The sequence below is a fragment of the Chitinimonas arctica genome (assembly GCF_007431345.1).
Lineage (GTDB): Bacteria > Pseudomonadota > Gammaproteobacteria > Burkholderiales > Chitinimonadaceae > Chitinimonas > Chitinimonas arctica.
Window position 1 is genome coordinate 4,964,472 of sequence record NZ_CP041730.1, and the last position, 12,322, is coordinate 4,976,793.

At 61.3% G+C, this 12,322-nt stretch carries 6 protein-coding genes; all 6 read left to right on the forward strand.

Annotated elements, in window-relative coordinates:
• The first annotated feature begins 57 nt into the window (after positions 1–57).
• The 6 genes from FNU76_RS22560 (at position 58) to fliD (ending at position 12,322) form a co-directional block, all read left to right on the forward strand.
• On the forward strand, positions 58–765 hold the full coding sequence (locus tag FNU76_RS22560) for a class I SAM-dependent methyltransferase (protein WP_144280293.1): 708 nt from the start codon (positions 58–60) through the stop codon (positions 763–765).
• A gap of 538 nt (positions 766–1,303) precedes the next feature.
• Positions 1,304–6,049, forward strand: a complete 4,746-nt coding sequence (locus tag FNU76_RS22565) for a glycosyltransferase (protein ID WP_144280294.1) — start codon at positions 1,304–1,306, stop codon at positions 6,047–6,049.
• 150 nt (positions 6,050–6,199) lie between these two features.
• Positions 6,200–7,465 carry a leucine-rich repeat domain-containing protein gene (locus FNU76_RS22570; protein ID WP_179958250.1) on the forward strand — a complete coding sequence of 422 codons (1,266 nt, stop codon included), beginning with the start codon at positions 6,200–6,202 and terminating at the stop codon, positions 7,463–7,465.
• 331 nt (positions 7,466–7,796) lie between these two features.
• Positions 7,797–9,401, forward strand: a complete 1,605-nt coding sequence (locus tag FNU76_RS22575; protein ID WP_144280296.1) for a flagellin N-terminal helical domain-containing protein — start codon at positions 7,797–7,799, stop codon at positions 9,399–9,401.
• Between the two features lie 82 nt (positions 9,402–9,483).
• A complete protein-coding gene (locus FNU76_RS22580; protein ID WP_144280297.1) occupies positions 9,484–9,867 on the forward strand; it encodes a flagellar protein FlaG in 384 nt (127 codons plus the stop codon).
• A gap of 46 nt (positions 9,868–9,913) precedes the next feature.
• Complete coding sequence (gene fliD, locus FNU76_RS22585; RefSeq protein ID WP_144280298.1) at positions 9,914–12,322, forward strand: flagellar filament capping protein FliD; 2,409 nt, start codon at positions 9,914–9,916, stop codon at positions 12,320–12,322.

Below are 12,322 nucleotides of genomic sequence, written 5' to 3' on the forward strand. Positions count from 1 at the left end.
TTAAGCGCACGGGTGTCTTCCCGGTAGCGCTGACCGAGAACAAGGACAGGAACGCAGATGAGTGACAATAAACAAGCGCTGATCGACTTCAAGACCGATGCCTGGAAGGACGCCGGCATGGTGGCCTGGTATTCCCAGCGCATGTTCGAGAACAGCGGTACCAACCAGCTCAAGCACCAGCTGGAAATGCGTTATATCGAACGCTATGCCACCGGCCCGCGGGTGTTGGACGTCGGTATCGGTACCGGCCGCGGCTCCATTCCTCTGGCCAAGCGCGGCATGGACGTGACCGGCATAGACAGTTCGCAGGCCATGCTGGATGAAACCCGCCGCTTGGCCGGCGAGACGCCGATGACCCTGACACCCGGCGACGTGGCCAAGCTGCCCTTGCCGGCGGCCGACTTCGACTTTCTACTGTCGCTCAATGTGGTGGTGCACTTCCCGCATTGGCGCGAGATCCTGCTGGAATGGGACCGCGTGCTCAAGCCTGGTGGCCGCATCCTGTTCGATATCCATTCGCTCGATCACCTGGAGGCGGTCTACGGGCCGGCGAGGCCACCGACAAGATGGTGGCGGCCGGCGAAGCCGCCTTCGGCAGCTATATGTCGCTGGCGCGTGCCAAGGACATCGTCGAATGGGCGGACAACCATGGCTACCGCGTGGTGGCCATCACCCCGGTGGGCGGCTTTGTCGCCAGTACCCGCAATCATTTTCTGGCCACGCTGGAAAGCCGGCATTGGTGGAACCGGCTGCTGGGCTGGATGACCACCGACCAAAAGCTATTCAATTTCGCCTTGTGGCTGGAGGAGGCGGTGGTCTGGCGACTGACCACCGCCGCTACCGGCCGCTTTATGGTGGTACTCGACAAGGTGGACGATCCGGCCGCCAACCAGGTGTGGCTGGCGGACCACGACAGGCGCAATGCAGCGTGGCGCAATGGCGAGCTCGACGCCGCCCTGGGCAAGCTGCCCGACGATTTCGGCGCCGCGCTGGATGCCGGCCTCGGCCACCCGCGCAGTGCCTATCTGTTCTATCAGATGCTGGAGACGGTTCGCCGCCTCAATCCGGCCCTGGGGGCCGACCGCTTGGTACCGGAACGGGCCAGGCAGCTGTTCGACGACTGGCGCCTGCAGGATGATCTGGATAGCTACGCCCTCAGGCTGGCCGCCGACTGGCGCCGCGGCGGCGACTTCGGCGCCAAGTTCGAGAGCAAGGGGGTGCCCTTGGGACCCGGCATGGAATACAACCTGTTGCGCGATGTGCTAACCGAGTACCTGAGAATTTTCCAGCAGGGAGAACAACAATGAAGCAGGGCGCAATCGTTTCCTTACTGTGGCCGCGTTATCACTCGGTGCTGACCGCCTTCTGCCAGCGCGAACCCGGCCTGCTGGTTTTGACCCAGCAGATCTACTGGGATGCGGCCACCGCCGCCACCCTGGAGCAGCTCGGCAGTCGCTTGGTCACCCTCGAAAGCTTGCTGGACGAAGCGGCGGACCTGCGTGTCCATACCGACGTGAACACGGTGCTGAACAAGTTGAATGGCTATTTCGCCACGCTGGGCTGGGAGGATATCAATAAGGAACTCGCCACCGAGGAAGCCGTATTCGCCGAACTGGTCAAACTGCGGGCCGATGCCGAGGTACCGGCCCAGGTCCGCCTGCTGGAAGCGCTGGAGATCGCCCAGGAGAGCCTGGATATCCGCCTCCTGGTGGTCAGCGAGGATGTCACCGCCCAATCCAAGACGGCGGTGATCTGGAGCAAGCGGCGCGAGGTGCCCAGCCTGCAACTGATGCATGGCGTGGCGCTGAGCAAGCCGTATACCGTGCATAGCCGCTTGTTCACCGACCGCCTGGCGGTGTATGGCCAGCGCGGCCTGGAAAGCTATGTCGACATCGGGGTGGATCCGCAGCAATGCTATATCGTCGGGAATCCGGCTTGGGACGGCTATGCCGGCCGCAGCGCGGATCGGGCGGCCTGCCGCGCCAGCCTGGCCGCCCGGCATGGGCTCAATCCGGCCAAGCCCTGGATCGTGTTCGCCACCACCTGGGCCGCCTACCTGACCGCGCTGTCCGATCCCCTGGCCTTCAGCCAGACCTTGAATGTTTTCCTGGACGCCGCCGGCGCCTTGCGCGAGGCCGGCATCGAGGCCGAAATCATCATCAAATCGCGGCCGGGTTCCGGCTCGGCCGAGGATGTGGCGCCCCTGGCCTTGGCGGCGGGGTTCGCCGCCGACGATTATTGCTTTGCCATGACCCATACCGAAGACTGGGTAGTGGCCGCCGATGTCATGGTGGGCGCGGATTCGAATATCCAGGTGGAAGCCATGCAGGTCGGTACCCCGGTAGTGAACCTGCTCAATTGGTTTGGCTTGCGGCTGGGCCCCAGTTTCGATGCCGATTCGGGGGTGCTGGAAGCGACCGAAGAGGAGCTGGCGCCCATCCTGGCGCATCTATTGGCCTCGGCCGAGACGCGCGCCCATCTCTCCGCCAAGCTGCAGGCCGCCGCGCCGCGCTATAACGCGGGGGTGGACGGGCTGGCCGGCCAGCGTACGGCCGAGTTGATGCGGCAATTGCTGCGTCCGGTCGAAGCCTCGCAATATATCTGGCAGCAATTGCTGGATGTGGCCCATATCGATGCTACCGGTTACCACGACGGACGCCGTCCCGACCTGGTCGATATGTTCAGCAATGAACCCAGGCTGCTGCTGGATATCGGTTGTGCCGCCGGCGGTACCGGTCTGTATTTCAAACAGAAGTATCCGGATGCCAGGGTCTGGGGCATCGAAATGAACGAAGCCGCGGCAGCCAAGGCCACGACCCGGCTGGACCGGGTGCTGGTCGGCAAGTTCGAGGACTTCGACCTGGCCTTGGAAGGTATCGAGCCGGGGACGCTGGATGCGGTGATCGTAGCCGACGTGCTGGAGCATATGTACAACCCCTGGCAGGTCTTGACCGCGCTCAAGCCGCTGCTATCGCCCCGGGCCCAGATCGTTTCCAGTATTCCCAATGTGCGCAATATCGGCCTGATGGAGGACCTGGCGCAGGGCTATTGGCGCTATGACTCGTGGGGGCTGTTGGATATCACCCATATCCGCTTCTTTACCTATAAGGAAATGCTGCGCTTCTACCACGAGACCGGCTACCACGTGGTGCGTTCGGTGCCGGGCATCGACCCGCGCCTGGCCAATCTCTACCAGCTCTTCCTCAACAAGGTACCGTGCGATATCGATGCGGGGCGGATGATCCTGAAGGGCGTGACGGCGGATGAGCTGGCCGAGCTGTGCGCGTTGCAGTTCTATATGCTGGTGGAACCCGGCGCCCAGGCCCTGGATAACTACGCGCCGCCGGCCTTGCCGGCGCCGCAGCCGGCCGACCGTTATCAGCGCTTTCTGCAGGAGCATCGGTTGTCCACGCCGGAGGCCAACCTGTTCGAAGCGCGCATGGCGCAGTGGGGCAAGCACCCGCAGATCCATATCGCCATCGTCGGCACCGAAGAGACCTTGCCGGCGCTGACCACCACCATTTCCTCGCTGGCCAACCAGCTCTACTACGCGATTCGCTTTACCGTGCTGGCGCCGGTCGAGCCGCCGGCGGAATTCGTCGCCGGCGAGCGTTTCGACTGGCTACGGCACGACGGCAATGTGCATGCCGGCCTCAATCAGTTGTTCGCGAGCTCGAGTGCCGACTGGCTGACGGTGCTGCAATGTGGCGATGAGGTGGCCGGACAAGCCTTCCTTTATTTGATGGAGGCGGCCTACAGCCACCCGGACTGGCAACTGCTGTACGCCGACGAAGACCGGATCGACGCCCCGGGCCGTTACGAGGGGCCACATTTCAAACCGGATTTCAGCCCGGACTATTTTTACGAACTGCCCTATATCGGCGATTTTTATTTGATCAGTCGCCCATTGTTCGGCCAGATTGGCGGCTACGACCTGAATCTGCTGGGCGCCGGCACCGCCGATCTATTGTTACGCGCCCTGGAAGCGGTGGGGGAGCAAGGCATAGGCCATGTAGCCGATGTGCTGTATCACCGTGCGGCCAAACGCAGCCTGGATCTGTTGCCCACCGACGAATCGCTGGCCGCCGGCCGTATCGCACTGACCGACCATTTCCGCCGTACCGGCGTCGCCGCCGAGGTGGAGGCCGGCCGCTTGGCGGGCACCTACCGGGTGCGGTATCAACACCCCGATACCCCGCTGGTCAGCATCATCATCGCCACCCGCGAGCATTTGCAGGATCTGCAAAACTGTCTGGAATCGGTTTCCAAGCAGACCAGCTGGCCGCAGATGGAAATCCTGATTGTCGATACCGGCAGCCAGGACGAAGCCACCTTGGCCTATCTACTGGAGCTCGATAGCCTCAACAGCAACCAGTTGCGCGTGTTCCACCTGCCCGAGGCCCTCAATCTGGCCCATATCCGCAATCTGGCGGCGGACCAGGCGCAGGGCGACTATCTGCTCTTCCTCGATAATGACGTGCAGGCGATCAACGCCGACTGGTTGCACGAAATGATGGCGGAAGCACAGCGGCCGGAAGTGGGCGTGGTCGGTGCCAGGCTGATCAATGGCGACGAGACGATCAACGAAGCCGGCCGGATTCTGGGCTTGCACGGCGTGGCCAATACGCCTTATCGCGGCCATCGCTTCGACGCCCCCGGCTATTTCGGACGCTTGCAGACGGTGCAGAACTACTCCGCCGTCGCCGCCAGCTGCATGCTGGTCAAAAAGGCCTTGTACCAACAATTGGGCGGCATGAACGAGGCCTTCGACCTCTACCACGCCGACCACGATTTCTGCCTGCGGGTGGGCGAGGCCGGTTTGCGCGTGCTATGGACGCCCTATGCCAATCTTTATCACAAAGGCGGCAGCAGCCTGTGCGACCCCGCCCTGATCAGCGAAGCCGACCGCAGCGAACGCGAAGAGCAGAATAGGGCGCTGCTGTACGAGAAATGGTTGCCGCGTCTCAGCAACGATCCGGCCTATAACCGCAATCTGTCGCTGCAGAACGAGCCTTTCCATATCGAACCGCGCCTGCTGCTGACCAAGCAGGCCCTGAGCTGGAAGCCGTTGCCGCGCCTGCTGTCCATGCCTGGCGACAGCGCCGGTTGTGGCAACTACCGGGTCATGCAACCGCAGCGCGCCGCCTATCGCAAGGGTTTGATCGACGGCTGGTCCAGCTTCGATCACTACAGCATCACCGAAATCGGCCGGGTGGCGCCCGATACCATCGTACTGCAGCGGCAGATGATGGACCACCAGCTGCCGTTCCTGCGCGAATACAAGCGCCATTACAACGCCAAGCTGGTTTTCGAGACCGACGACCTGTTCACCGACGTGCCCAGCAAGAGCCTGCACCGGCCGGATGTCCCACGCCAGCTCGATGCCAAGCTGCGTAATGCGCTGGCCTTCTGTGACCGCTTTATCGTTTCGACCGAACCGCTCAAGCAAGCCTTCGGCGACTTCCACCCCGATATCCGGGTCGTCAAGAACAGCATGGACTTCACCATCTGGGGCGATCTCAAACCCAAGCGGCGGGCGGGTAGAAAACCGCGCGTGGGCTGGGCGGGCGGCATGAGCCATTCCGGCGACCTGGAGATCATCTACGACGTGGTGCGCGAGCTGGCGGACGAGGTGGACTGGATATTCTTCGGCATGTGTCCGGAACCCATCAAGCAATATATCAAGGAGGTGCCGCCCGGCGTCGGCTTCGACGATTATCCGGCCGCGCTGGCCAGCCTCAACCTCGACCTGGCGCTGGCGCCGTTGGAATACAACGCGTTCAACGAGTGCAAGAGCAATTTGCGCATCCTGGAGTACGGCATCCTCGGCTATCCCATGGTGGCGACCGATATCCTGCCCTATCAGGGTGACTATCCCATCACCTTGGTACCGAATGATCCGGCCCGCTGGGTCGCGGCCATCCGCGAACACCTGGCCGATCTCGACGCTACCGCCAGGCAGGGCGACAAGCTGCGGCAGTACGTCATCGACCATTGGCTACTGGATGACCATTTGCCGGAATGGATGGCGGCCTGGTTCGAGTTCTGACGAAATAGGGTGGCTGTTGCCGGCCACCCTATGGACAGAAAATCCATAAATCCTTAAACAAGGAGAAGCGTCCCAAGTTTTCGTCCATGCATGTTCGCAGAGCCAGATGGCCGCCACCCGGCGGCTATTTCGGATTTTGGAGGGCATATCATGGAAAATATCAATCCGGTTCGTGGTTCCGACTTCTCGACAACGCCAAACGAACCGCCGGCGGACGATAGCGTCCCGACGCACTGCGAGGTGCTTCTTGAAAATCTGATGAACAACGACCCCGGGCTGGTAGGGCTCCATCTGAGCGGGCCGCAATTTACCGATGCCATGGTGCAGGACTTGGCCGCGGTATTGGTGCTGAATAATCAACTCACGTCATTGAAGCTGGCGGACAACGTGATCAGCCCAGCTACGACGGAGGCTTTATTCTACATGCTGATCGCCAACGTCACGCTTAAAGAGCTTTGTTTGCTCAATAATCAGCTCGACATCATCGGCACATACAATATTTGTACGGGCGCTGCTGCAAATCTATCCCTGCAATCGCTCGAACTGAGCAATAACAGGCTCGGTCTGGCGGGGGCGACGCAAATAGGCGTATTGCTGCAAAGGGAGAATGTGCGGCTGAGAGAACTCAGCTTGAATGAATGTCAATTGGACTTCCCCGCCACGCGCTTTCTCGCCAAGGGGCTTGCCGTGAATACGAGCCTGGTCAAACTCGAACTGCGTGCCAATTCCATAGACGACAACGGAGCGGAGGAATTGGCGGATGTGCTTCATTACAATAGTACGCTGACCGCGCTGGATTTAAGCGACAATCCGATCGGTGACCGGGGACGAAGCGTGCTGCTGGGCGCCGTGCAGAAGAATCGTCACTTATGCTACCTTGCCTTGAGTGAAACCCCTGCCCCCAATGCATCGCAAAGACGGACGATGGCCGCAATGGCAGCTGCATTGGAGAGCAATCAGCTATTGGCGCAGGCTGGCGCGGTGGAAGATGAGGCCAGCGGTGACGAAACCCGGACACGGCAATTTTACGAAGACGCCTGTCAACAATTTGCCCGCGGCAATTTCGAGAGAGCCAGAAACCTGTTCAATGCAGCCACGATGAATGGGGAAGAACAAGCTATGCGGTCCTTGGGTGGTTGGAAATACGCGAGTTTCGGCACCATGGCGACGCAGTCCCAGCGCGTTATAGATTCTGCCAAGGTACGGTTGGATGGCGGTATGGCTCTGGTAGCCCAAGGTGACCTCATGCAGGCTCAGGAAGCGTTCGTGACGGCCCTCGTGCTCTGCCCCGATCTCGGCTCCGCATGGGAAGGGCTGGGGGTGGTTCATTTGGGTATACCACCGTCGGCCAGGAAATTACCTGCCGCGCCCCTTGTGCCCGCAATCACCCGGCATTGCGCATGCAACCTGGTCTAGCACAGCCGGCATGACTGTCTCTATCCCGAGGTCTTCCCTCGTATTGCGCGAGGGAACCCCCTGGCTGTCGGTAAGGCTACTCACCACGCTTTTCCGCGCGTACACTGTCCGACTTGGCTAGGTACTTGTTTCTTAAGGTGGCCAGGTGGCGCGGATGGGTACGCCACGCTGCCAGCGCACCAGGTTCCAGGCCCAGGCCGGGATGATTCGAGCACCAGCATGAGAATTTCCTGATTGACCCCTAAAGTTTTGAAAACGGTCGCCGATAAGTAATCCAGAGGCGTTGATCGCCTAGCGTTGAACGTATTTTAAATCTGACAAGGAGTCGATCATGGCGTCCGTTATCAACACCAACATTCCGTCGCTGAATGCCCAACGGAATCTCAACAAGTCGCAGGACAGCCTGTCGACTTCGCTGCAACGGCTCTCTTCCGGCCTGCGCATCAACTCCGCCAAGGACGATGCGGCCGGCCTGGCCATCTCCGAGCGTTTCACCGCGCAGATCCGCGGCCTGGACCAAGCCCGCCGCAATGCCAACGACGGCGTGTCGCTGTCGCAGGTCGGCGAAGGCGCGCTGTCCCAGGTCAGCGATATCCTGCAGCGTATTCGTGAGCTGTCGGTACAGTCGATCAATGCCACCAATTCCTCGTCGGACCGCAGCGCGATCAACTCCGAAGTACAGCAGCTGACTTCCGAGCTCGACCGCTATGCGCAAAGCACCGACTTCAACGGTTCCAAGCTGTTCAACGGCTCGTTCGGCACCTCGATCTACCAGATCGGCGCCAATGCCAACGAAGTCCTGACGGCGACCACCGCGAACTTCCGTACCACCAACTACGGTACCTTCCAGCAAGGTAACAATGCCAACGCCGTGTACGCGACCACCGGTGTCGGCCTTGGCCTCAATACCTCCACCACGGCCGGTATCGTCGCCACCTCCGGTACCACCTACTCCGGTACCACCAGCGGTACGCTGACCATCAACGGCGGTAATGGCGTCGGTACGGTAACCACCCTGAATTCCGGTTCCACCGCCCGCAACCTCGCCGATGCGATCAACGGCGTGGGCCAGACCGGCGTGCGTGCCATCGCGCGTACCACGGCAACCATCACCTTTACCGGTGTGACCGGCCAGACCTATTCCTTGAATGTGTCGGGCTCGAACTCCAACACCGTCAACATCAACTTTACCGTGTCCAATGCGACCACCGCCGACGGCCTGGCGGATGCAGTCAGCGCTTTCAATAACAACTCTTCGCAGACCGGTATCACCGCGCGCCTCAACGCCACCAACAATGGCCTGATCCTGAGCAACGACGGCGGCGACGACATCATCCTGCAAGCGGCGGCCAATGCAGCCAGCGGCGGCTTTACCCTGTCGGGCGCCAACGGTACCAACTTCGCGGTCTCGGCTGCGGCTACCGGTACCAATGGCACCACCACCTTCTCGGGCAACGTGATAAGGGTCGCCGGCCAGGTCACCCTGGACTCGGACAAGAGCTACTCGATCTCCACCAGCGGCTTCAATTTCGCCTCGGGTATCATCGGCACCAGCGGCCAGCCCGGCGCGGTATCCGGCGTATCGCTGGCTTCCGGTGTGGTGCAAGGTTCGACCTTGCAGGCGGTCGCGACCTTGGACGTCAGCACCAGCGACAACGCGACCCGCGCACTGCGCATCATCGATAGCGCGCTGGCCACGGTCAACGGTCAACGTGCCGCCTTCGGTGCCTTGCAGAGCCGCTTCACCGCGACCATCGCCAATCTGCAGACCGCCGGCGAAAACATCACGGCCTCGCGCTCGCGGATCCGGGATGCGGACTTCGCTTCGGAAACGGCTAATCTGACCCGCTCGCAGATTCTGCAGCAGGCCGGTACCGCGATCCTGGCGCAGGCCAATGCCTTGCCGAACCAAGTGCTGTCGCTACTGCGTGGCTAAGCGCAAAGCGAGTTGATTGCATAGCAGCACGCCCCGGCAACGCCAGCAGGCCTGCCGGGGCTTTTGCCAAGGAGAAGCCAACATGCCAGTTCAGGCCCTTAACAACAGCTTGGTCGCGCCAAGCACCAGCCAGATCGATCCGAATTTGGCACGTTCCTTGCTGCAGAGTGAACCTGCGGCCAAAGCGGTCGATGGTGGGCAACAGCTTGCCGCCACCGCCAAAACCACCCAGACGGAACAGAAACAACCCAGCGTGGAAGATTCGGTACGCAAGCTGAACCAGGCGATTTCCGCCTCCGGTCGCAGCATTCAATTCAGTATCGACGATGACACTAAGCTGAAGATAGTCAAAGTGGTGGATCTGGAGTCGAAAGCGGTCATTCGGCAGATACCCACCGAAGACGTGGTCGAAATCGCCCGCGCGATCGACAAGCTGCAAGGTTTGCTGATTCGCGACAAGGCATGAAGACCGTGCCCGGCAAGTGTTGCCGGTCACGGTGGAGGAGTTTGCAATGGCACTCACATCTACTGGCCTCGGTTCGGGGCTGAACGTCGAGGATCTGGTTTCCAAGCTGGTCGCCGCCGAGCGGGAGCAACCACAGAGACAGATTACCCAGAAGGCCGCCTCCGCGACCGCCAAGTTGACCGCATTGGGCACCCTGCGCGGCGCGCTGGCCAATTTCCAATCGGCTGCCCGCGCACTCAATTCCACCGGCCAGTTCCTGCAACCCGTCGCCAGTTCCTCCGACGCCAGCTCGGTCACCGCCAGTGCATCGCCCATCGCCGGCATCGGTAGCCAGTCGATCGAAGTATCGCAACTGGCACAGAGCCAGCGTATCAAGACCGGGGTGTACAGCAGTGTCGATGCGGTGATCGGCACCGGCACCCTGCTGATCGACTTTGGCAGCATCACCGATAATACCGGCGGCGTGATCAATGCCGACGCGAACGGTGTCTATAGTGGCGCCAAGTTCACCACCAACCCGAAGAAATCGGCGACATCCATCACCATCGATGCCCAGCACAACACGCTCAACGGCGTGCGTGATGCCGTCAACAGCGCCAATGCCGGGGTGACCGCCTCCATCATCAACGACGGCTCCGGCTATCGGCTGGTACTGTCGTCCAACGATACCGGCGCGTCCAACGCCATGCGTATCACCGTGGCCGACGGCGACGGCGCCAGTTCGGATACCACAGGCTTGTCCAGTCTCGCCTACAATCCGGCGCAAGCTGCCGGTGCCGGCCAGAACCTCACCGAAGTACAGGCGGGCAAGAGCGCCAAACTGAAGGTCAACGGCATTGCCGTGACCAATGAATCCAATACCGCTTCCGATATCGTTACCGGCCTGAGTTTCAATCTGCTCAAGGTCACCACTGCACCCGTTACCATCAATGTCGGGCGTGATTCGACCAACGCCGGCAAGAACATGGAAGCTTTTGTAAAATCCTATAATGAACTTAAGCAAAACCTGACAGATCTGTCGTTCTACGATCCTGCCAGCAAGCAAGCCGGCGTATTGCAGGGCGAGGCCATCGTCCGCACGGTCCAGTCGCAACTGCGCGGCGTGATGAATGGCGTGCTCAGCGGCGGCTTTACCCGCTTGGCGGATGTCGGGGTCGGCTTCGCCAAGAGCGGCGCCATGACCTATGACAGCACCAAGTTCGCGGCAGCTGTCAGCAGCAATGCCGGCGCGGTTGCCAGCCTGTTCGGCTCCTACGGTGTCAGTACCGATAGCCAGGTACGGTATTTCAGCGCCACCACCGGCACCCAACCCGGCAACTACGCGGTCCAGATCAGCCAGATCGCCACCCAGGCCAGCCTGGCCGGCAGCGCTGCCGTGCCGGTGTCCAATATCGTGGTGGATAGCAATAACGACAGCCTGACGGTCAATGTGGACGGCACCGCCTCGGGCGCCATCACCCTGACCGCCGGCACCTACGCCACGCCGGCGGCCATGGCCGCGGAGCTGCAGAGCAAGATCAACGCCGATGCCACCCTGAGCGGGGCAGGCGTCAGCGTGGCGGTCAGCTACGACAATGGTGCACGCAAGTTTATCGTGACCTCCAACAGTACCGGCGTCAGCTCGAATGTCTCGGTATTGTCGGTCGACACCAATACCGCCTCCACCTTGGGCTTGACGGTTGCCAGCGGCACGGCGGGTTCGCCTGGCGTGTCCGGCGCCCTGACCGCCGCCCAGCCGCTTACCGGCTCCGTGCTGATCGATGCCGACAACGACACCTTCACCATCAAGGTCGACGGGATCTCCTCGGCAGCCATCAGCCTGAACCAGGGCACGTATGCCTCGCCCAGCGAGCTGGCCAACGCCATGCAGTCGAAGATCAACGGGGATGTCACCCTGAAGGCTGCAGGCGCAGCGGTGTCGGTGGTCTACGATAGCGCCACCGGCAAGTTCCAGATCAATTCCAGCCGCTACGGGGCCGCTTCGACCGTGGCCATGACTTCGGTGGATACCAATAGCGCCGCAACGCTGGGCCTGGATGTCGCCACCGGTACCGCCGGACTGGACGTGGCCGGTTCCATCGGCATGACGGCGGCGGTCGGCAACGGTCAATACCTGACCGGCGCCGGTGCTGCCAATGGCCTGAAAATGCTGATCAATGGCGGCTCGGTCGGCAATCGCGGCAGCGTTGCCTTCAATCGCGGCTTCGCCTTCCAGCTCGATGGCGCCCTGGATACCATGCTGTCCGCCAACGGCTCGCTGACCACCCGCACCAATAGCCTCAATACCGGGCTAAAGGACCTGGAAGGGCAGATGACCAAGCTCAACAAGCGGCTTGGCGACGTGGAAAAGCGCTATCGGACCCAGTTCACTTCACTGGACGTGACCATTTCGCGTTTGCAGCAGACCAGTAATTTCCTGACTCAACAATTGTCGGCATTGTCCGCCCAAAGCTGA